Source organism: Floridaenema flaviceps BLCC-F50 (genome assembly GCF_041929275.2).
GTDB lineage: Bacteria > Cyanobacteriota > Cyanobacteriia > Cyanobacteriales > Aerosakkonemataceae > Floridanema > Floridanema flaviceps.
Genome location: NZ_JBHFNR020000002.1, coordinates 600191 through 622046 on the forward strand (window position 1 = coordinate 600191; position 21856 = coordinate 622046).

A 21856-nucleotide genomic window follows, 5' to 3' on the forward strand; every position below is an offset into this window, starting at 1 on the left:
GAGTCTTAGGTGAATACAAAAGTGGAGGGGGAACCAGTTAGAGCGCTGACTTGGACGTTAGCAACGATCGCTAAGTCTTTACCAAAGAGACTAATTAGTACATCACCACCTTTTTGGGTAAAGGTGAGAGAACTAATACTACTCACTCCCAAACCGCCAATTCCAATTACATCTGTACCTATTTGGAGATCGGCGATCCTACTGGGAGCAGCAGGAAAGTTATTATTAGCAATCCAAAATTGATCGGCATCTGCACCACCAGTTAAAGTGTTAGAGCCACCACCAACGTATAAAGCATCCTTACCTTTGTCGCCAAAGATTAAATCGCCACTTCCACCGATAATTGTGTCATTGTCTAGACCACCACGCAGAGTACTACCACTGGAATTAATAGACCCATTGATAAAGTCATTGCCTGCATTGCCATTTACATCGTTAGCTTTACCGGGTATTAACAAATCATTCCCTTTGTCGCCAAAGAGAAAATCACCAGTGCCACCAGTCAATACATCATTACCTTGACCGCCACGTAAGGTATTATTTCCACCTGAGCCAGTGATAGTGTCATTACCTTGGAAACCATTGAGAAATTGACCCCCTGTTGCTTTCAATGTATCTGGCCCTTTCCATAGAGCTAAGATTAATTGACCACCTTCGACGTATCTCGGATCGGTGACGGTGTGAGCTTGAACATCGAACAGATAGAATTGTCTACCAGAGCCAACTTCGACGATGCCGGAGGTTTCCCATTCGCCCGGTACGCTGGTGTTGTCAAACTGTTCGCCAGCAGCACTTTCATCTAGAGCCGCCACAAATGTAACTTTATCGGTGGCTATGTTGTATTCCCAAATTCCAGCTTCTCTGGCTCTAGCTTTCATTACGTCACCACCAAAGGCGGTTTCGTCTTCCATAATCATCACGCGGCCTTTTTTATCGACAACAATGTTGTCGTAGCTGACACCAGTATCAGGGCCACCGTTGAGTACCAATTCAAAGTTATTGATTTGTCCAGTGGGATCGTTGGGATTGAGACTGAAGCGGTACATTTTACCGTAGGGGTTTTCTGCTTCCGCAGCATTGGTGGTTGTCCCGCCACCAACTTTGTCAGCAGTGCCTGTGGTGACGAAGTAGAAAGTGCCTGGGTTGTTCGGATCTTCGGCAAAATCTTCGATCCGCCGGAAATTAGTGGAACGACCAGAAGCATCTACCCAACTACTGAGGACTGCACCAGTAGGGTCAAGGGCAACGTCTTTGGGGACTGGTGTCCAAGTGGCGTTGACTTTTGTGCCTTTTGTTAGAGTTTCATTATCGAATCCCTGAAGTTTGAGCACATATAGTTGACCATCCCGGAAACCGTTGGGGTCTTGTGCAGTTTGTTGACCCACAAACATATAAAGTTCGCCGTTGGTAAAGTCTTCCGCAGCGAAAAGTACGGTTTTGTCGGAGTTGGTGGCGCGATATTGGGAGGCGGAAACTACGTTTTCTTTGGCGTAACGACCTAAGCCGTCGATCGCTAATGCTACACCATTAGGAGATACTGCCCAACCTCGACTTACGGAAGCTCCTGTGGTGGTGTTATTTGTAGTTTCTTCAGGAGCAAAATATATTGGAATTGGCTGACCATTGGCATCAACAAAGCCGCTTTCTGCGAGGTAAGCAGAACAAAAACGAGTGAAAGCAAAACTTCTCCCGTTTGCTGCATTGGTATAAGCACCTGTTGTGGTGTTTAAGACATACTCACCAGTGGTATCTACTGCTCTTTCAATTAGGTTTTTACCGCCAATGATATTCCAGTTTTTGTCAAATACGAGTAAAGATACTCTCGCTCCTTGAATTCTCCCTCCTGGAGCGACAGAAGTGATGGGAGTACCTGTACTAGTAGTATCGGAGATTTCATGATTGATAAAAACGTAATAGTTGTTTGTAGTTTCAAAGATTCCCATGCCGTCAGGAATCCCTACAAACGTAAATGTTCTTCCTGGAACTGTCTGAAAGTTACCTACAGTACCTTGAATTAAGGGAATTTCATCCCCCACTGTTAACAGCGGCACAAATTCGTAGCCCGGATTTCCCGGCACATTTCTTACGTAGGAATCTACCATGATTTAAAAATTTCCTTCCTTTTTAATAGAAGTAATTGCAGCGCTAAAAATTTACTTGTGGCAAGAAGGCTCCAAGGCAGAGGGCAGATGGCAGAAGGGAAAAGGGTTTTTCTGTTTAGCTTTTTACCTATTTTCAACTGCTCAATTATTTCTGCCGCGCTGTACTAGTGCTCAAAAGCTTCAGTAATAATTGCGACTATCCAACCATTCAATATCTCGCCATTAAGTTAAGGTTCGACTATAGAATTAATATGAAAAGATTAAGTTAAGACTATGCTTTGATTAATTTATCTTATTAAGAAGAGTTAATTATAATGTAACTTTATAATAATATTTATTGACTAATTCGTGTTAAACAAAAATTTATAGACAATTTTATCACAAATAAACTAAAATAATAAGAAATTTTCAATTATTTTAATATTCTTTAACCAAAAGTCACAAACGAAAATGCTTGATGAAAATTCTGAGGTTAATCAAACAGAAAAATTCCTAAAACAAACTCTAGAGCAGTTAACTTTTCACTTGGAAAATTCACCTGTTGGAGTGGTGGAATGGGATAATCAATCAAGGGTAAAACGTTGGTCAAAACAAGCGGAAAAAATATTTGGTTGGCAAGCAGAAGAAGTACTAGGAAAGTGTTGGGATGAATGGCAGTTTGTTTTTGAAACGGATGTTGAAGGAGTATATGAAAATGCTGTTTCGACGAGAACTGCGAAAGATCCTATAAATGTTAATTATAATCGTAATTATACGAAAGATGGGAGAATTTTAGATTGTGAGTGGTACAATTCTGCTTTATTAGATGAATTTGGTAATGTGGTTTCTGTTTTATCGTTGGTGTTAGATGTTAGCGATCGCAAACAAGCAGAAGCTGAATTAAAAAAGAGTGAAGAACAGTTTCGTTTGATTTTTGAATTAGCGCCTATTGGCATGGCACTGACCACACTTAACGGTCAATTTCTGAGGGTTAATGTTGCCTTGTGTAACTGTTTAGGTTACTCGGAAGCAGAGTTATTGCAACTAACATTGATAGATATAATTCATCCCGATTACTTAGCTAATAAATTTAATACTACTAAAGAGTTGTTCTTAAATAAAGCACCTTCCTGGCAAGTAGAAACTTGTTACTCATCAAAGTCTGGAAATAAAGTATATGCAATTTTACAGGTATCCTTAGTTAAGGATACAAATCATAAACCACTACATTATATTGTGCAAGTTGTTAATATTACTGAACGTAAAGAAATCGAGGAAAAATTGCTTCATGATGCTTTCCATGACGTACTTACAGGATTACCTAATCGAAAATTTTTAAATCAACGTTTAGAATATACAATTAGACGTGCTAAAAGGTATGAAACCTATTTATTTGCTGTGCTATTTATTGATTTAGACCGCTTCAAAGTAGTGAATGATAGTTTAGGTCATGCTGTAGGAGATCAACTATTAATTGAAGTTGCTAATTTATTAGAAAAAAGTGTGCGAAATATAGATACAGTTGCGCGTTTAGGAGGCGATGAATTTGTAATTTTACTTGATGGGTTAAAAGATATCCAAGATGCAACTATAATTGCTCAAAGAATTGAGGAAATGTTGCGATCGCCTTTCCAAATAGCAGGTCAAGAAGTTTTTACTAGTGCTAGTATTGGTATTGCTCTTTCTACTACAGGTTATGAACAGGGAGCAGATATGCTCCGGGATGGGGATATTGCGATGTATCGTGCTAAAGATTTAGGCAAAGCGCGTTACCAAATTTTTGATAAAGCAATGCACGCTCATGTATTGAGAATTATGCAATTGGAAACTGATATGAGAAAGGCATTAGAACGCCAAGAATTTATAGTTTACTATCAGCCAATTGTCTCATTAAAAACGGGTGCGATCGCAGGTTTTGAAACCTTAGTACGTTGGCAACATCCAGACGAGGGTTTAGTTTCCCCTGCTGAATTTATTCCCTTAGCTGAAGAAACAGGTTTAATTGTTCCCTTGGGAAAGTTTATTTTAGCCAAAGCTTGTCACCAAATGTACGCTTGGCAAGTAAGGTTTCCTCACACTAAAAACTGGAAAATTAGTGTTAATCTTTCAACAAAACAACTTAAAGACGGGGAAATAATTAACCAGATCGATCGGATTTTACAAGAGACGCATCTAAATAGTAATTGCTTAAAATTAGAAATTACAGAAAGCGTGTTAATGGAGAATGCTGAAGTTGCAAATTCGATACTTTTACAGTTAAGAAATAGGGATATTCAACTAAGTATTGATGATTTTGGGACAGGTTATTCGTCTTTAAGTTATCTGCATCGGTTTCCGGTGAACACTTTGAAGATCGATCGCTCTTTTGTCAATTTAATCAATCCCAATGATGAGAACTTAGAAATTGTTCGCGCCATTGTTACTTTAGCTCACATTTTAGGAATGGATGTAGTTGCCGAAGGAATAGAAACCTCATTTCAACTCGCTCAATTAAAGGAACTCGGTTGCGAACAAGGGCAAGGTTTCTATTTTTCTAAAGCTTTAGATTATCAAGCCGCAACAGCTTTAATCATCAGCCAACAAAAACAGCCAAAATGGGGAGAAACAGTAAATATTGAAGAAGGTAAAAAAAAATTAAATCCGCAGATCGATCGAGTAAAAAAGGTTATTTAACCTAAGCTTATTGTTAACAGTTTAGACCTTTTCGATCCCCCTAAATCCCCCTTATCAAGGGGGACTTTGAAATTGGTTGCCGTTCCCCCCTTGGTAAGGAGTTTGTAGTAATGACAACACCGACAGGTTGAGGCTGTAGTTCCCCCCTTGGTAAGGGGGGTTAGGGGGGATCAAACATCAACATTTCTAACTAACAACTTGCGTTATAAGAAAGATTAATTGCTAATTTACTTGAGCAACTATTGTGCGATGGCGCGGACTATTAGGAGTAATAGTTGGCGCAGAAAAACCCGCTTCTACTAAAGCTTGGGAAATATCCAATGTGAAATATTCATCCAAGTAAGGTTCAGTACTTTTCAGTAAAGTGAAAATGTAAGGCGGCATTTTCTTGTAAGCTGAAGATTGAGGATTCATATCCATAATGGCAATGTGACCATTTGGACGCAACAAACGTTTAGCTTCCCGGAAAATTTCTTTAGTTGCGGATTGTGGCAATTCATGACACATTAAAAAGATGGAAACTAAATCAAAAGAAGCATTTGGTAAACCTGTTGATTCCGCAGCAGCATGAACCCAATTAATTGGAGTATTTCTCTGTTGAGAACGATACTCTGCTACTGCTAGAAAATAAGGTGATAAATCAACGCCTGTAACTTTTGCTTGGGGATAAACTTTTTGCAGTGCAAAAGTACTCATTCCCACGCTACAACCCAAGTCTAAAATATCTTGAGGCGGGGTAGAAATTTGCTGTTTTACGATGTTATGATAACTTTCCCGAAGTTTGGCATCTCCGTCAATTGCGGGAACTTTAGACCAGATTGTAGAATGGACTGCATGAGCGGCAGATTCGACTTCTAATGCGGGTCCCCAGCCGAGGTTTCCTTCTTCGTAAGCGTGGAACGATCGCACATAATATTCAGGATAAGTTAAGTTGTTATTTTGTACTTTGTGTAAGTAACTTTCCCAATTTTGCTGACGTAGTTTCTCGGCTTCCTGCCGCCAATATACACCAATTTTTTCGGCTCTTTTAATCATCATCTCACGAGCTTGATGCTTGGCGACAGCTGCCAAAGGTTTAATTGCTAGAACTCCATTAACTAAGCGAGAGGCTAACCCTGGAGTATTATTTACTGTTGCAGTCATCTGATTAGTTATTATTTTAGTCTGGTTTGTTGTCAGGACTTTAGTCCTTTTATCTTAAAGAAACGACTAAAGTCGTTAGTACAAACTTTAGATTGTACCACTAATCAAACAGGTTCGTTGTGAACACTTCAGTGTTCTTCGTTGTGGAATGTACGACTGAAGTCGATACAACGAACTTTTACGACTGAAGTCGATACAACGAACTTTTACTTTATGATGACTATTGACCTTTGGCTAATGACTGTGATTCTTTTGATTTTAAGGCAAAGACTATTTCCATTTGGCTGGTTGATGGGTTAACTTTATTCGCTGTGAGTCCAATGCCGCGAATGGAATTTAAGATCGCACAGGTATCTGAGGAAAGAGGTAGTTGAAGGTTCAGGAGAAAGTTACTATTAAATACAGACATTACTGTGTCCATATCGACGTAAAAAGAGGCTGTATTTGGTTTAGGTAAGGAACTGGTAACTGTTTGGAAAGCTTGGTTTTTTTCTAGGGTTTTGGAACTGCTTGCCATTGCTTCAACAATAGGACGACCGACGGCGACAAACATTGATTCTTTGTCTAACCAACCATGTCCTAATAATACTCCTCGATCGTTTGACCATTCGGTAACTGGTTTGCCTTCAATGTGTCGGCGATCGATATTTATAGAATTAGTTCTGGCGAGTTTATCTAATTTTTTTAATGCGGTTTCGGCGGTTTGGCGATCGCTAGTTTTCACAACTAAAGCTGCACTAAAACCCATCGGTGCTAAAACACCTTCAGTCGCCGGAAATGCACCAACCGCAAATTCTCGATCCATCCAAGGCAAAACATCTTTATCTAAGTCCAGATTCACGTTTTGTTTAAGATAATTACGAATTTCGTTAACCTGAGCATTAAATTGGGGATTTTTCTTGGCTTGCTCTACTGCTTCTTTCCAACCTTGACTAATTCCATATCCACTGACTAAAGCTACTGTATTCAAGGGGAATTTAGATACCATTTTCCCTGGCGTGGGTTGAAACTCTGCTTGTTGAATGGGGTTTTGCTGGTTTTCTCCGATCGCTTTCATCCTAATTCCTAAATTATCTATTTCTACCCCCATTACCACAGATTTCATATTTTTTAATTGCTTCATTGATGCTGGAGCTAACTGGCTGATAATCTCCTGTTTATCCAGCACTTCGGTAATCAACTTTTGCGATTCCGGTACATAAATTTCCGCGATTTCGTTGGGTAAATCTACACCTTTCTCCAACATCAACGTAGCACCTACTTTATCGGCAAATGAAGGTTCACCTTTAAAAGTATCAATTGCTGCTTCCAATGATTTCTTCTGCGGCGAGATCACCAAATGCTCGTTTAATAAAGCTATGTAATGGTGTTGATTGTTATTTGCACATTCCCAAATCTTTACACCTTTATAGTTACTCTCTTGTTTTTCCCCACCAGACGATTTTTTCAACTTAGTAGCAAAACTTATAGCGCTAATTTTATCTTTAATACCTATAATAACTAAATAATTTGGTTCCTCTATAGTGGCGGTAGAAGTGGCAACTACTGGTGTAGTGCTGCTTGGTAAAAGCGCAAACATTACACTACCTAGCCAAGGCTGAATATCTTTTGCGTAATCTATCTTTGTATTTTCAGCAAACATTTGTTTGTGGAGGCTAGCCAGACTATCGCTGACAATTTTTTGCGCTTCTTCAGTGCCAAATTGTTGCAATTTTGACCAAACTTTTCCATCGGTAGACACTACACCTGCTACTAATGCTTCATCTGGAACTAATCTAGCGCTGGCTAATGGACTGACATCACTAAAAACACCTCGTAAGTATAAATAACCACCTGTGACACCACTAGCAATGAGAACTGCTGCGCCAACACCTAAAGTTTTGAGTTTATAAACTTTAGAAACTTTAGAGACTTTAGAGACTTTAGAGACTTGAGAAACTTTTTGGGCTAACATTATCCTCACCTCACGATCTGACAATACTTTCTTGAAAAATTTTTTTTGGGTTACTTAAGTACTGATGAGTACTTTTGCTTAAGCCACAGGGGGGCAACTAACAGGGATATTTTGTTGTCTGCGTAGAATTGTGTAACTAACAATGAGTAAATTTTAGAGTAGTTCTGAAATTTGGCAATAGGAAATTGGATATAATTGTTTGAAATTCATCCCTAAGTAACATTTCTTATAAATCTTTAGTAAGAAATTTGTGCTTTTAGATACGCATTCTGGCAGATCCAGATGTAGAAGTAAGTTGAGTCCTAAAGGCGTTACCCTGGAATGTATATATAATCGCTTCCATTGTCACGCAGGCTTGAGCCGAGATGAAGTTGCAATCATATTTCGATTCTGAAACTAATAGTCACAAATCTTTTGAATTGCCCGGAGCCCGACCGCATTATAATCCCGATCGCCCCGGACAAGTAGAGCACATCTTTTTAGATTTGGCGTTGGATATTCCCAACCATACTTGTAAAGGGACTTGTAGCATCAGGTTAGCACCAGTGCGATCGGGAATTGAAAATTTGACCTTAGACGCAGTGAACTTGAACATTCATTCAGTTCAGGTTGATAATGTAGCGCAAAATTTTGAGTACGATGGCGAACAGTTGCATATTCGACTCGCCACCCCGACGCAGGTAGGAAAACCGATTACGATCGTTATTGCTTACGCTGCGGAAAACCCCCAACGAGGGATTTATTTCATCACTCCTAACGAACATTATCCCAACAAACCGACGCAAGTTTGGACGCAGGGAGAAGATGAAGATTCGCGTTTTTGGTTTCCCTGTTTTGATTATCCCGGACAACTAGCAACTTCCGAAATTCGAGTGCAAGTTCCCCAACCTTTAATTGCTATTTCCAATGGGGAATTAATTAATACCGAAGATGCGGGAGATGCGAAAATTTACCATTGGTTGCAAAAGGAAGTTCATCCTACTTATTTAATGACTTTAGCGGTAGGAGATTTTGCCGAAATTCAGGATGAATGGAATGGCAAACCTGTCACTTATTATGTAGAGAAAATTCGGGAAGAAGATGCCCGTCGGACGATGGGCAAAACGCCAAAGATGATCGAATTTTTCACTCAAAAATTTGGTTATCCTTATCCATTTCCCAAATACGCCCAAGTTTGCGTCGATGATTTTATTTTTGGGGGAATGGAGAATACTTCTACTACTCTTTTAACTGACAGATGTTTGTTAGATGAAAGGGCATCGTTAGATAACCGGATAAGTGAAAGTTTAGTCGCCCATGAACTCGCCCACCAATGGTTCGGTGATTTGGTGGTAATTAAACATTGGTCTCATGCTTGGATTAAAGAAGGAATGGCATCTTATTCGGAAGTACTTTGGACGGAAAAAGAGTACGGAAAAGATGATGCTGCTTACTATATTTTGAATGAAGCGCGGAGTTATTTAGCGGAAGATAGCAGTCGCTATCGCCGTCCAATTGTAACTCATGTTTATCGGGAAGCGATCGAACTTTACGATCGCCACCTTTACGAAAAAGGTGCTTGTGTTTATCACATGATTCGCGGAGAATTGGGAGATGAATTGTTTAATGCGGCAGTTCATACCTTTGTCCAAGAAAATGCTCACAAAACAGTAGAAACTATTGATTTGTTAAGGGCGATCGAAAAAGCTACAGGTCGCAATTTACTGTTTTTATTCGATCAGTATGTTTACCGAGGTGGACATCCCGATTACAAAGTTGCTTATTCCTGGGATGCTGATAGCAAACTGGCGAAAGTTACCGTAACCCAAACTCAGGCGAAATCAGGTAACAATGGGAGTAAAAATGATTTGTTCGATCTGAAAATTCCCATTGCCTTTGGTTATGTAAAGGATGAGAAATTCTCAGAATTTAAAACCTTTACCGTGCGAGTACATGAACAGCAACAAAGTTTTTACTTCCCCTTAGCCGAGAAACCTGATTTTATCAGTTTTGACTTGGGAAATTACTGCTTAAAAACCGTTGCTTTGGAATATGCAGTTCCCGAATTGAAGGCGCAATTAAAATATGACCCCGATCCAGTTTCGCGAATTTTTGCGGCAGAAGCTTTGGCGAAAAAAGGTGGTTTAGAAGCTATTAAAGCTTTATCAGAAGCCTTAGAAAATGATGCTTTTTGGGGTGTGCGAGTAGAAGTTGCCAAACAACTTTCGGAAATCAAACTCGATCAAGCTGGAGTTGCTTTAGCTAAGGGATTGAAAGATAATAATCCGTTAGTGCGTCGGGCTGTGGTTAATGCTTTAGCTAACATCAAAACCACTGAAAGTTATACAGCATTAAAAGAATTGTTGCAAGCGGGTGATGATAGTTATTATGTGGAATCAGCGGCAGCTAATTCTCTGGGTGGCATGATAAATTCAGCGACTTTAAAAGATAAAGAAGATGAAGCGATCGCGCTACTTTCTACTATCTTAAGAGAAAGGGCTGGTTGGAATGAAGTAGTTCGGGTTGGCGCGATCGCAGGATTAAGCCAATTAAAGACTTCTCCAGTTGCTTTAAACCTGATTTTAGAATACACTCACCCCGGAATTCCTCAAGCTTTAAGGTTAGCTGCAATTCGCGCTTTAGGCACAATTTCCACCGGACAAACTGCTAATAATGTTGAGTGGATTGTGGAACAATTAGCTGATATTTCCAAGGAAACTTTCTTCCTAACTCAAGTAGCAGTTGTCATGGCTTTAGGACAAATGGAAACAGCGAAAGCAATTCCGGTTTTGCAATCTTTAGCGAATCAAACGCCTGATGGCAGAGTGCGTCGTATTGCAGAAGAAGCAGTACAAAAGGTGCAGAAAAATGTAGGTACCGATCAATCTGTGAAACAGTTACGCGAAGAACTTGATTTACTGAAAAAGGAAAATCAGGAATTGAAAAGTCGCGTAGAAACTTTGGAAGCTAAGTCAAATGTGAACACTTAATTCACTGTTATTTAGGGGCAAATTCTTAATGCTTTTTGCCCCTATTTAGTACTTAACTCTATTTGCTAGTTACAAGTCTGGTTCTTTCTTAGCCCCCCTTTGTAAGGGGGGTTGGGGGGATCAAAGCCTAGTAATCACAGCGTTAGATCCCCCCTAACCCCCCTTACAAAGGGGGGAACCAGCGGAAGCTTCGCTATTAACATTACGGGGCGAACAGGAGAGAATTAATAACTAGCAACTTGCGTTACTTAGCTGGAAATTTGTTTTTTAACTCAGATGAAAGCAGATAAACGCAAATAAACGCAGATGTAAACAAGGAATTTTTTATCGATTGCAGAGGTAATTTGATTCAGCTTTAAGTTAACCTCAAATTAACTTGGAAATGATTAATATATAAACAAGTGCAATTAGCAAGGAACGCTTGCTCAATGGAAGATAATTTTAATCAAGCACTCACTGTGGATGTCTTGGCGGCTGCTTTATCGATCGATCGTCAGGAATCAGGCGAACTTTTGGAATTACTTGTCCGCAAGTTAAAGCGGTTTCTCCCTCGTAATACGCAGGTACAGCGAAGTTGGTTTGGTTTCGGGGCAATCAAAACTGTCACTCTTTGTTTTGACGATTACCATTACCAAATCAGCCGAGAACGTTATGGATCGATCGCTGCCAGAATGAATAAAGTGATTCGTGGTGTAAGTATTAAAAGTACGGAAATTTCTCTGGAAGAATGGAGTCAACAAGTCGCTAAGGCATTAGCTGAAACAGCTGCCCGCGATGCCAAAGTTCGCGATGCTTTGAGCCAATTTATTTTAGGCTAGGAAGTAAAAATATGGGACTCTTTGAGAAGATTGGTAAACAAATCTGGCGTGTAACTAAAGTGGGGATAGGATTAATAAATCAGTCCGATCCTCAAGTTTCAAAGAGTGCTGGTGTTATTAAAATGCGATCGCCAAACTCACAAGGTAAAATATTTGAGAGTGCCCGTCATCGTATTGATGCACAAAAGCGCCTTGGCAAACAATTTTTCACTAGCGATCTCAGTACTAACGAATATTTGCTCACTCGTGAAGCTGGATGCGAACCTATCGGAATGGTGATGGGAAGTAGCTTTTACAAAGTGGGATTCTTTGGTTATTTTCGCGGCTATCGCGATCGCACTGGAGAGGTAGAAACTTTAACTCAAGCTCAATTAGCTGTTCGCGAACTCGCTGTCAGTCGAATGCAGCAAGAAGCTGCCTTACTTGGTGCTCATGGTGTAATTGGAGTGCGTCTGCAACAGCGTCGCCAAGGTTGGAATATAGGAATGATAGAATTTACGGCAATTGGAACCGCAATTCGCATTCCAGGTCGTCCTCCGACATCAAAACCTTTTACCAGCGATTTAAGTGGGCAGGAATTTTGGCAACTGCGGAAAGCAGGTTACTATCCCAAAGGATTAGCATTTGGCGCTTGTTCTTATTATGTGCATAGCGATCGCAATACCCGCGCTTTAATGAACCAATCTTTTTGGAATCGTTTGTTTGGTCGCGCCAGGAGAAATCAAGAATTAACACAATTTAGCCAAGGCTTTCAAGATGCGCGGGAATTAGCCATTATGCGCCTGATGGAAGATATGCAAAAATTGGGTGCTACAGGTGCAGTTGGAATGCAAATTGAAGCCAGAGAGGAAATAATTGTCTATCGACCTCAGAACTTTCTTGGCTGTTTGTCTTCGTTATTTATTTTAGGGGTTTTTATTGCTTTATTTGCGGCAATTGTCAATCGTGACAGCATTGCTGCCACAGCTTTATTTGGCGTTCTCGCTATGGGAATAATCCTAATTATTATCATTCAGTTTTTCTTATCTATTTTCTATTACACAGGCGTTTTTAAAGATTTTTTGACACATTTCGTAGCTATTGGTACAGCAATTGTTGAAGATGATATACCAATTGAAAACCCTGTTAGCAAAACTTTAATGTTCTACCCACTTTCTAAATCTTGAGCATTTTTTATGACGAATCAACAGCCGAAATTTAGCAAAAATCCTCCGATCGCTAACGATTTGCCGGAACACGCCCGCGAACGGTTAACAATGATGCAAAAAGGCGGTAAACAAAGCAATTTATTTACCAGCGATCTTTCTGTTAATGAGTTTTTGTTAGTCAAAGAAGCAGGTTTTGAGCCTTTAGGTTTGGTGGTTGGTTGCTCAATGTATCATATTGGTTTTCAGTGGGCAGGAATCACTCAAAGCATGGAAATGACGGTGCTTTCCCAAGCAATGTATCATGCCCGTGAATTAGCAATGAGCAGAATGGAAGAAGAAGCAGAAGCTTTGGGTGCAGATGGAATTGTGGGGGTAAGATTGAGTGCTAAACACATGATTTGGGAACCAAATATGGCAGAATTTGTGGCGATCGGAACGGCAGTTAAAGCAAGCGATCGCTCAATTTCTTATCGCACAATTCATGATAAACCATTTACCAGCGAACTCTCTGGACAAGACTTTTGGACGCTGTTACGAGCAGGCTATCGTCCATTAGGATTAGTCATGGGAAATTGTGTTTATCATGTTGCTTATCAAAGTTTGGGACAATGGTTTAGAAATATTGGCAAAAATGTAGAAATGACTAACTTTACCCAAGCACTTTATGATGCTCGTGAATTAGCAATGGAACGGATGCAAGTTGAAGCCGCACACCTGCAAGCAGAAGGAATTATTGGAGCAAATATTCATGAACATCAATATTCTTGGAGTTCCCATGTAATTGAGTTTTTTGCTTTAGGAACCGCTGTCACGCCTACTCGCACAGATCATCATATTCCCACACCACATTTAACTCTCTCTTTGAACGATCCGCCACCTCAAATTAATACTGTGTTAACTCCTCCAATTTCAGATCATTAATAGCGCGTAGGGTGCGTTAGTGCTAACGTAACGCACCATTCTATGGATGGGGCGGGCAGGATGCCCACCCCACAAGATTTATAGCTTTCTTGTGGGGTGGGCATCCTGCCCGCCCTACTTTTCACTTTATTTATATCTACCTACTTAGTCGTTTCTATTTCTCACTGTTTGGGCAACTCGATGCCAAATTAATCCTGCGATAATCAATCCTAATCCAGTTAACCAAATTTGTTGTTCTACCCAAAAGGCGAGAAATAAACAAGCTAATAATCCTAACCAAGCGATCGCTTTTGGGTAAAGTCTTCCTTCAGATGGAATTGCTAATGCTGCTAAATTGGTGATTGCGTAATAAATTAACACGCTAAAAGCACTGAAAGACCAAGTAGTTTTAACATTGCCAATTAAAACTAGTAAAGCGATCGCAATTCCCACAATTACTACCGCCCAAAATGGAGTCGTACCTGTCTCATTTAATCTGCCAAAAACTCTCGGTAAATCTCCACGTCTTCCCATTGCCAAAACTACGCGAGATAAACCTAAAATTAAGTTGAGAAGTACTCCTAACATGGCAGTAATTGCACCAATAGCAATAATCTGAGAACTTCCCGGAATACGAAAGCTTCGCGCCGCTACTTCTAAGGGTGCTGCTTTGCTAGTTGCTGCTTGACTAAGTGTGTCTGCACCTACAGTTCCCACACTCACTATTGCTACTACAATGTACAGCAACATTGTGACTATCATTGTCAAAATAATTGCTTTAGGAATAGTTTTTCTCGGTTCTCTGACTTCCTCCCCCAAAGTAGCAATTCGCCCATAACCTGTGTAAGCAACAAACATTAAAGCACTAGCATGAAGTACTGCTGTAATTGGATTAACTGTTTCTTGATTTGGAGTAGCAAAAAAAGGTGTAAGATTGGTTAAGCCTTGGGATGCTAATCTTGGTAATCCGGCGATTATAAAAAAGCCAAGTGATAATAAAGTAATGGAGACAATGATGATATTTGCCAGATTCGATCGCTTAATTCCCGTGAGAATGATTACTGTAAACAAAGCAACAGCAATTAATGCGATCGCAACTAACAAATTTCGATTAGATATCCGAAAAGCATTAAGTAAATATCCCGCAAAACCTAATGCAGCAGTCGCCGCCGAAGCACTTTTTGCGACTAAAAACATCCAACCTGCGGTAAATCCCAACCAAGAATTGAGATATTTATAACCATATTCGTAAGTACCCCCACTTACGGCATGATTAGCAGCAAGTTGGGCGCTATTTAAACCGTTACAAATTGCGACTAATGCCCCAATTGCTACTGCTAAAATTACTGCTGGGCCTGCTATTCCGGCAGCAATCCCAATGCTAACAAATACGCCTGTGCCGATAATCGAACCCAAGCCCATCATGATAGCACCGAAAACTCCCAACTCTCGTTGTAATTGTGGCGATGGCGAAGGTATCACTTATTTCTCCCAGTCTTTTAAGGTTGCTGCGTTTCCACAAGGAGTAAATCCAATAAACGTAACCCTTACTATGATACTGTCGTTAACGGAAAGTTATTCAATCGCCAAATTTTCCTAACTTTGACAAATGAGCAAATTTTTTAAGGTAGTTGTATTGAGTACGATCGCAAGTAGTTTACCTTTCGTTGTTTGCCAAGCTACTGCAAATCGCTCATTTTTACCAAATTATACTCCACTAAAACCGCAGTTTTTGGTTGGTATAACTGCTGATGAAATCATAAATTTGGCACTGCAAAAGCAAAAAGATATTTTAGTCCAAAAAGTAGTGAATTCTGAGGAATTACGTTTTCAAAAACTGATGCAATACGCTCAAGAGCAGAACTTATCTAATCTCTCTATGAGCGAAATTATGCAGGAAGTTGCTAAATCTTTCCTTGGCGCAGAGTACAAAGCAAATTTATTAGATCAACAAAATCCAGAAACTTTACTTGTCACGCTAGATAAGTTTGATTGTGTTTTATTTGTCGAAACAGTTTTAGCGATCGCTCGCGGAATAGCAGTTAAAGATTACTCTTATCAAACCTTTGTCAATCATCTGCAAAATCAACGTTATCGCAACGGAGAACTCCCAGAATATTGCCACCGCTTACATTACTTTTCCGATTGGATTATTGATAATCAAAATCGGGGAAATGTGCAGAATATTTCTCTTGATTTAGGAGGTATCAGCCAGAAGACTACCCTCAATTTCATGAGCAAAAATCGCAACCGATACCCGCAAATGGTTAACAATGATGCTAATTATCAATGTATTGTGGAAATGGAATCTCATTTAGCAGGATTAACTGTTAATTATATTCCCAAATATCGCATTAGTGGCGTTTATTCCCAACTCCAACCAGGAGATATTATTGCTGTTGCTACCGATATTCCCGGTTTAGATTTCACCCATACGGGATTAGTTTATCGTTATGCTAACGGCAGAGTTGGTTTTATTCACGCTTCACCTGCGGGAACGGTAACAACTGCCCGCGATCTACAAAGATATGTGAGAAACGTCAAAAATTCAATGGGGATTGTTGTGGTTAGAGCGATCGATCCACGCCATCTTCAGCGCTAAAACCACATTAAAATATTAAATAGCCTAAGTAGAAAGAGGAACTTTATGGCAAAGACAAACCTTAACCAAATTCTCACTCAGCTTGAAACCCTCGATTTAGATGAATTACGGCAAGTTAAAAAAGTTATTATCCGTCGAGAAGAAGAGATAGAAAAACTAACTCAACAAACTAAATTTCACCAAGCACTACTAAATTCTGGCTTAGTAAAACAAATCAAACAAAACGCTTTTGCTCAACAAACTGAACGACGATTCATTCAGGTACATGGTAAACCTGTTTCTGAAACAATTATCGAGGAACGTCGCTAGATGGCAACATATTTTATAGATAGCAGTGCGCTAGTCAAGCGCTACATTAACGAAATAGGTTCAACATGGATATTAAGTTTGTTTGACCCTGCATTAAACAACGACATACTAGTTGCTGCCATCACAAGTGTTGAGATTGTCGCTGCAATTACAAGACGGGCGCTTGGGGGAAGTATTAGTGCTACGGACGCTACCGCCGCGTGTAATCAGTTGAGGAATGACCTAAACTCCGACTATCAAGTAGTTGAGATTACAGAGAAAATAATTAACTCTGCAATGGAATTAGCTGAAAATAATGGATTACGAGGTTATGATGCAGTTCAGTTGGCAGTAGGTTTGGAGATAAATACTCTTTGTTTAACTAACAGTTTGCCCGCTGCAATATTTGTATCTGCCGATAATGAGTTGAATACAGCAGCAGCAAAAGAAGGGTTAATTATTGAAAATCCTCTGAATTACCCGTAAAACTGAAACACCAACTAAGATTTTACTCTTGAGCATCCTGATTTAGCTGTAGTTCTAGCTTCGTTAACAGTATTTCTGAAGTAAATTTTCGTTGATAGCTTTTAATAAGATTTATTAATGAAAATTGACAAAAAGCATTTGCTTTATAAAAGAGAATCATTGATCCCCAATAGTTGATTCTTTTGGACGGGAAGTATTATAGTTTTGTATACTGGAGTTAATAAAACGTAAAAAATAAAAGTAAAAATCGACGGGTAAAGTTAGCAAATTTTGCGGAAGTATTACCCAGAGATCATTACTATTCTTGTGATTGGGTGAAATAAAGGCGTTCCTAAAGGAAGCCATTTCATAAAAAAAACTTTTCGTTTCAACAGGCAGACATAAGCGTGAGTCAACATCAACTAGCTGAGTCAAGAAGGTACAATCCACAAGCGATCGCCAATTACTACAAAAAACGTCCTTGGTTAGCACTATGGCGAACTTTAACCGTAATCTGGATGTTTGCCGGGTTTATTTTAGGGTTAAAGTTAGATGAATGGTCGGGGCAAGTAGAGGAGAATAAGTCAAGAAGAGCCTGCCAGTTACGGGAAATACTCACTCACCTGGGGCCGACATTTATTAAAGTAGGTCAAGCACTCTCAACAAGACCAGACTTAATTCGTAAAGACTTTTTAGAAGAGTTAGTCAAATTACAAGATCAATTACCACCGTTTGATACTGCGATCGCCTTTAGAATTATCGAAACCGAATTAAAAAGACCGATAACCGAAGCATACGCAAGTATTTCACCGCAACCAGTCGCTGCCGCCAGCTTAGGGCAAGTTTATCGCGCCCGACTCAAAACAGGTGAAGAAGTAGCAGTTAAAGTCCAACGTCCTAACTTGCTTCCCGTTATAACTTTAGACCTATATTTAATGCGTTGGGCAGCAAGTTGGTTAGCACCTTGGCTACCTCTGAATTTAGGGCATGACTTAACCTTAATTGTCGATGAATTCGGGACAAAGCTATTTGAAGAAATTGATTACTTAAACGAAGGGCGCAACGCCGAAAAATTTGCTGCCAACTTCCGAGATAATCCAGAAGTAAAAGTTCCCGTGATTTACTGGCGCTATAGTTCCCATCGAGTGCTGACTTTAGAATGGATTTACGGACTGAAACTCACCAACACCGAAGAACTCGAAAAACAAGGACTCGACAGCGATGCGATTATTCGGATTGGGGTAACATCAGGATTACAACAGTTATTAGAACATGGATTTTTCCATGCCGATCCACACCCTGGTAACTTATTTGCTATACCGCCGCAATGTCCTGTTGATGCAGAAAGACAACCTAGCAAATGGGTGCAGGGTGGTCAAATGGCTTATATTGATTTCGGGATGATGGATCAGTTAGAGCAGGAGACAAAAGAAACCCTGGTCGATGCTGTCGTACATCTAATTAATAAAGATTACGAGCATTTAGCAGAGGATTTTGTTAAACTCGGCTTTTTAACTCCAGAAACCGATATTAATCCTATTGTTCCGGCATTAGAAGCAGTGTTGGGCGATGTGATGGGCGAAAGCGTGCGGGATTTTAATTTTAAAACGATTACCGATCGCTTCTCGGAATTAATGTACGATTATCCCTTCCGCGTTCCCGCTAAATTTGCCTTAATTATTCGTTCTTTGGTGACACAAGAAGGTTTAGCACTGAGCATTAATCCGAATTTTAAGATTGTGGAAGTTGCTTATCCTTATGTGGCGCGAAGATTGTTAACCGGAGAAACTCCTCAGTTACGGCGACGTTTGATTGAGGTATTGTTTAAAGATGGTAGATTCCAATGGCAGCGGTTAGAAAATCTGATTGCGATCGCTCGTACAGACGACACTTTCGATCTGTTCCCCACCGCCCAACTCGGTTTACAATACCTCCTGTCTGATGAAGGTAAATTCCTCCGTCGTCAATTAGTTCTGGCTTTAACAGAGGACGATCGACTGCATACCGAAGAAGTCCAACGTCTTTGGAATTTGATTAAAAATGAAATCAAGCCAGCCCAAATATTTAACGCCGCTTTGGGCGCATTGGCAGAATTTTCAACCATACCATCTGTAGAAGCATTGGCAGCTTTTTCCGGTCGCCAAACTTTACAGTAAAACATCCTTTGCCTGATAAGATTTAATCTCAGAATTAATAGTTTCGGGAGTGATTCGTGTTCATAGTTCAAGACCCCCCCTACTTTCTGCTAGTAGCTGGAATGCTAGCAGGACTTACATCAGGTTTAGCTTTTGAAGCAACACTTAAAGAACTGGTACAAGAATGGGCGAGAACTCGTTCCTCTCGAATTATTGCCAAATTACAAGGAACGCAGTTACAACTGCCTTTTTTCGGAATTTGTATCGGAGTTTGCGTTTTTCTAGGCTCTGGGTTAGAGATTTTTGGCTTTCCTACTTGGCTTTCTTACGCAATTTCTATCCCACTGACAGTTTTTATGGGTTGGCTAGTTTGGTCTCAACTTGGCAAACTTTTAATGCAGTTAAACAAGGGAGGATCGAAAGCTTTAGATTTAGATTCTTTCAGCTAAATTTTTCCTGAAAGCTTGGGAGAGAATTAATTCTCTCCTGATGCTATTAATCACTCAGCTAAAAAATTATTATAAGTCAGTCCTTTTAACTTGTGGTTAAGGACTGGCTTTTTTATACAAAATTAGGACTTACGCACTGTAGGCCAAGAAACCCAGTTTTTAGCCTTGGTGCAAGATCTGAGTATTACTTCTTTGGCGGAGTTCTCCTGCTAGGAATATTATTAGCGGCTAGGTGGTACGGTTTATGTCGTTTTAATTTAGATAAAGTTAGTATAAACACTGAAGTTAAAAAGGTTGATCATAAAGTATAAAAGTAATGAATAATGAGGTTAGTTAGATAAAATAATGTTTGATTTGTGCTAGTAATTGCGATCGGCTTTGATAAAGTTAGCTAACCCGTTATCGAAAAAGTATTGCTACCTATTAAAAAGAAGAATTCACTATGAATGAAGAATCACTATCAGCTAAAGAAAAAACTCCGTCAAGCGTTGCTTCTTACAATAAATTTGCCGGGAAAAAACTGCTACTAATTGACTTTAAAATACCCACTTATGTCTATATTCTGCTTTTCTATATCTCCTCATTACTAATCACAGGATACGTTATTTACTCCAGTAACCAAGCTTTACAAATACCACTGGTTTATAAACTTAACGATCCCACTTTATATCCCAACGATCCATTTGGCGATACGCTGCCATATTATTCATCTATGCTTTGGCGAGTCATAGCCTTACTTGTCAAAGTTATTCCGCTAGAACCTTTACTACTGACTTTATTTCTGGTTTATAGACTGTTTTTAATTTATGCTGCCAATCACCTAGCCCAAACTTTTGCCCCTAAATCTCAACTCGCTGCTGTCGGTGCGATGGCGTTATTCGCCTTAGCTCTCGACCCAATTTTAGGTTCAGGTACGATCGTTCCTAATACCTTTGAACAGACTGGTTTATCTATACCATTTTTTCTACTGGCGATCGCATCTCTCTATAAATTCAATCCAATTTGGTGCGCTATTTGGACAGCAATTGGATTTAACTTAAACAGTATGTATGGAACTTATGCTTTAACATATTTTGGGGCGGTATTTTTACTAGATTCCAGTTACTTAAAAGCCTGGAAAAAATGGCTACCAGCCTTCGGTTTATTCCTCATATTAGCCTCTCCAGCCATACTCCTCACCCTCTCTGCATTTGGTCGAGGTGCTACTGATAACAGCTTGTGGCTGACTGCTACTCAAGTGCGTTTTCCTCATCATCTTTATCCCTTAACTTGGAACAAAGCAGTATTTGGGCGATTCGCTCTTTTAATCATCTTACTGTTAACTTTCCTCTATCAATATAGAGATAGAATTGGCAAGCTATTTAAGCATAGTGTAATCTGGGCTGGAGTGAGTATTTTCTGGCTGGCTTACGCTTTTTTTGCTGCTTATATTGCTAAGTCGCCTGCGATGATAGTCATGCACCCTGCCAGAGGAACTGACTTATGGTATTGCTTCGCCGCAGTCGCTTTTGTTTCAGCTTGTGCTGTCAAATTAGAAGAAACAAAAGGTTGGCAAAGGAGAGCATTTTTAGCAGCAGTTTTTGGCGCTACAATTTTGATTTGGAATCCAATTTTAGGGCCTTATATTATTGCCGTTTGCATCATTGCTCTAATTTTGCATCCCGTAGCTTACTATCTTTTGTGTAAAGTAAGTCCCAATCGTTTGGCTATTCTACTAACACTTTGCGTTTTCTTATTTGGATTACAAAATTTTCTAAGTGACCTGTCAAAAAGTAAGAGTTTTGCAGGGGCTTTTATTAAGCAACCAGCATCCACACTTGTAGAAGTTGCTAACTGGGCAAATGCTAATACTTCTAGTGATGCGGTATTCATTGTAGACCCTACTGGCTGGGGAGAAAATTTTCGCGGTTTGGCAAAACGTCCAGCTTTTGCTACTTGGAAAGATGGTTCTGCAATCCTTTGGGATCGACCTTATGTAAAGGCATGGGCCCAAAGAATTAAGGCTTTAGGTGTTGATATTACTGAATCAGGTTTAACTGAGAAAAAGGCGAGACAAACCCTGAAGTCTTTATATGAAAAAATGTCCGATCGAGATGTAAAAGTTCTCCAATCTCGTTTCCCTGTTAAATATTGGATTGTGCCGACGAAAAAAGCTTCTCAATTTCCTCAAGTCTTTGAAAATAAAACCTTCAAAGTATTAGAAATCAATTAATGGTATGTTGTTGCGCTTG

At 39.7% G+C, this 21856-nt stretch carries 15 protein-coding genes; 11 read left to right on the plus strand and 4 right to left on the minus strand.

The window, feature by feature from the left end; all coding sequences use genetic code 11:
* Positions 1–5 precede the first annotated feature (5 nt).
* Positions 6–2102: an alkaline phosphatase PhoX gene (locus tag ACE1CI_RS22705; RefSeq protein WP_413264961.1), complete on the minus strand. Its 2097-nt coding sequence runs from the start codon at positions 2100–2102 to the stop codon at positions 6–8.
* 450 nt (positions 2103–2552) lie between these two features.
* Here ACE1CI_RS22705 and ACE1CI_RS22710 point away from each other — a divergent pair, with 450 nt between their 5' ends.
* Positions 2553–4754 (plus strand): EAL domain-containing protein, encoded by a 2202-nt coding sequence (locus ACE1CI_RS22710; RefSeq protein WP_496615715.1) that lies wholly within the window; start codon positions 2553–2555, stop codon positions 4752–4754.
* A 222-nt stretch (positions 4755–4976) separates the two neighbouring features.
* On the opposite strand, the gene ACE1CI_RS22715 is transcribed toward ACE1CI_RS22710, so the two are convergent.
* Together ACE1CI_RS22715 and ACE1CI_RS22720 are read right to left on the minus strand one after the other, a co-directional pair.
* Positions 4977–5897 carry a class I SAM-dependent methyltransferase gene (locus ACE1CI_RS22715; protein ID WP_413264963.1) on the minus strand — a complete coding sequence of 307 codons (921 nt, stop codon included), beginning with the start codon at positions 5895–5897 and terminating at the stop codon, positions 4977–4979.
* Between the two features lie 220 nt (positions 5898–6117).
* Positions 6118–7851 carry a DUF3352 domain-containing protein gene (locus ACE1CI_RS22720; protein WP_496615716.1) on the minus strand — a complete coding sequence of 578 codons (1734 nt, stop codon included), beginning with the start codon at positions 7849–7851 and terminating at the stop codon, positions 6118–6120.
* Between the two features lie 365 nt (positions 7852–8216).
* Between ACE1CI_RS22720 and ACE1CI_RS22725 the strand changes: the two genes are divergently transcribed.
* The 4 genes from ACE1CI_RS22725 to ACE1CI_RS22740 all read left to right on the plus strand — a co-directional run bounded on the left by ACE1CI_RS22725 (position 8217) and on the right by ACE1CI_RS22740 (position 13707).
* Entirely contained in the window at positions 8217–10820 is a 2604-nt protein-coding gene (locus tag ACE1CI_RS22725; protein WP_413264965.1) for a M1 family aminopeptidase, read from the plus strand.
* 428 nt (positions 10821–11248) lie between these two features.
* Entirely contained in the window at positions 11249–11638 is a 390-nt protein-coding gene (locus ACE1CI_RS22730) for a hypothetical protein (RefSeq protein WP_413264966.1), read from the plus strand.
* Positions 11639–11649: 11 nt separating this feature from the next.
* Positions 11650–12804, plus strand: coding sequence for a heavy metal-binding domain-containing protein (locus ACE1CI_RS22735; protein WP_413264967.1), 1155 nt, complete (start codon positions 11650–11652; stop codon positions 12802–12804).
* 9 nt (positions 12805–12813) lie between these two features.
* Positions 12814–13707, plus strand: coding sequence for a heavy metal-binding domain-containing protein (locus tag ACE1CI_RS22740; RefSeq protein WP_413264968.1), 894 nt, complete (start codon positions 12814–12816; stop codon positions 13705–13707).
* 144 nt (positions 13708–13851) lie between these two features.
* On the opposite strand, the gene ACE1CI_RS22745 is transcribed toward ACE1CI_RS22740, so the two are convergent.
* Positions 13852–15165: an APC family permease gene (locus tag ACE1CI_RS22745; RefSeq protein ID WP_459563979.1), complete on the minus strand. Its 1314-nt coding sequence runs from the start codon at positions 15163–15165 to the stop codon at positions 13852–13854.
* Positions 15166–15295: 130 nt separating this feature from the next.
* On the opposite strand from ACE1CI_RS22745, the gene ACE1CI_RS22750 reads away from it, so the two are divergent.
* From ACE1CI_RS22750 to ACE1CI_RS22775, 6 genes are all read left to right on the plus strand, one after another.
* Complete coding sequence (locus ACE1CI_RS22750; RefSeq protein ID WP_413261240.1) at positions 15296–16288, plus strand: N-acetylmuramoyl-L-alanine amidase-like domain-containing protein; 993 nt, start codon at positions 15296–15298, stop codon at positions 16286–16288.
* Positions 16289–16333: 45 nt separating this feature from the next.
* Positions 16334–16597 (plus strand): hypothetical protein, encoded by a 264-nt coding sequence (locus ACE1CI_RS22755; RefSeq protein WP_413261241.1) that lies wholly within the window; start codon positions 16334–16336, stop codon positions 16595–16597.
* Complete coding sequence (locus ACE1CI_RS22760; RefSeq protein ID WP_413261242.1) at positions 16598–17062, plus strand: type II toxin-antitoxin system VapC family toxin; 465 nt, start codon at positions 16598–16600, stop codon at positions 17060–17062. It abuts the gene before it with no gap.
* Positions 17063–17448: 386 nt separating this feature from the next.
* Positions 17449–19197 carry an ABC1 kinase family protein gene (locus ACE1CI_RS22765; protein ID WP_413261243.1) on the plus strand — a complete coding sequence of 583 codons (1749 nt, stop codon included), beginning with the start codon at positions 17449–17451 and terminating at the stop codon, positions 19195–19197.
* 101 nt (positions 19198–19298) lie between these two features.
* Positions 19299–19625 carry a hypothetical protein gene (locus tag ACE1CI_RS22770; protein WP_459563980.1) on the plus strand — a complete coding sequence of 109 codons (327 nt, stop codon included), beginning with the start codon at positions 19299–19301 and terminating at the stop codon, positions 19623–19625.
* 442 nt (positions 19626–20067) lie between these two features.
* Positions 20068–21837 (plus strand): DUF6798 domain-containing protein, encoded by a 1770-nt coding sequence (locus ACE1CI_RS22775; RefSeq protein ID WP_413261245.1) that lies wholly within the window; start codon positions 20068–20070, stop codon positions 21835–21837.
* Positions 21838–21856: the final 19 nt, after the last annotated feature.

What these genes read in the sequence shown, in the direction of transcription:
- ACE1CI_RS22705 (WP_413264961.1), bottom strand. Translation starts at nt 2,102, where the DNA reads ATGGTAGATTCCTACGTAAGAAATGTGCCGGGAAATCCGGGCTACGAA.
- ACE1CI_RS22710 (WP_496615715.1), top strand. Translation starts at nt 2,553, where the DNA reads ATGCTTGATGAAAATTCTGAGGTTAATCAAACAGAAAAATTCCTAAAA.
- ACE1CI_RS22715 (WP_413264963.1), bottom strand. Translation starts at nt 5,897, where the DNA reads ATGACTGCAACAGTAAATAATACTCCAGGGTTAGCCTCTCGCTTAGTT.
- ACE1CI_RS22720 (WP_496615716.1), bottom strand. Translation starts at nt 7,851, where the DNA reads ATGTTAGCCCAAAAAGTTTCTCAAGTCTCTAAAGTCTCTAAAGTCTCT.
- ACE1CI_RS22725 (WP_413264965.1), top strand. Translation starts at nt 8,217, where the DNA reads ATGAAGTTGCAATCATATTTCGATTCTGAAACTAATAGTCACAAATCT.
- ACE1CI_RS22730 (WP_413264966.1), top strand. Translation starts at nt 11,249, where the DNA reads ATGGAAGATAATTTTAATCAAGCACTCACTGTGGATGTCTTGGCGGCT.
- ACE1CI_RS22735 (WP_413264967.1), top strand. Translation starts at nt 11,650, where the DNA reads ATGGGACTCTTTGAGAAGATTGGTAAACAAATCTGGCGTGTAACTAAA.
- ACE1CI_RS22740 (WP_413264968.1), top strand. Translation starts at nt 12,814, where the DNA reads ATGACGAATCAACAGCCGAAATTTAGCAAAAATCCTCCGATCGCTAAC.
- ACE1CI_RS22750 (WP_413261240.1), top strand. Translation starts at nt 15,296, where the DNA reads ATGAGCAAATTTTTTAAGGTAGTTGTATTGAGTACGATCGCAAGTAGT.
- ACE1CI_RS22755 (WP_413261241.1), top strand. Translation starts at nt 16,334, where the DNA reads ATGGCAAAGACAAACCTTAACCAAATTCTCACTCAGCTTGAAACCCTC.
- ACE1CI_RS22760 (WP_413261242.1), top strand. Translation starts at nt 16,598, where the DNA reads ATGGCAACATATTTTATAGATAGCAGTGCGCTAGTCAAGCGCTACATT.
- ACE1CI_RS22770 (WP_459563980.1), top strand. Translation starts at nt 19,299, where the DNA reads ATGCTAGCAGGACTTACATCAGGTTTAGCTTTTGAAGCAACACTTAAA.
- ACE1CI_RS22775 (WP_413261245.1), top strand. Translation starts at nt 20,068, where the DNA reads ATGAATGAAGAATCACTATCAGCTAAAGAAAAAACTCCGTCAAGCGTT.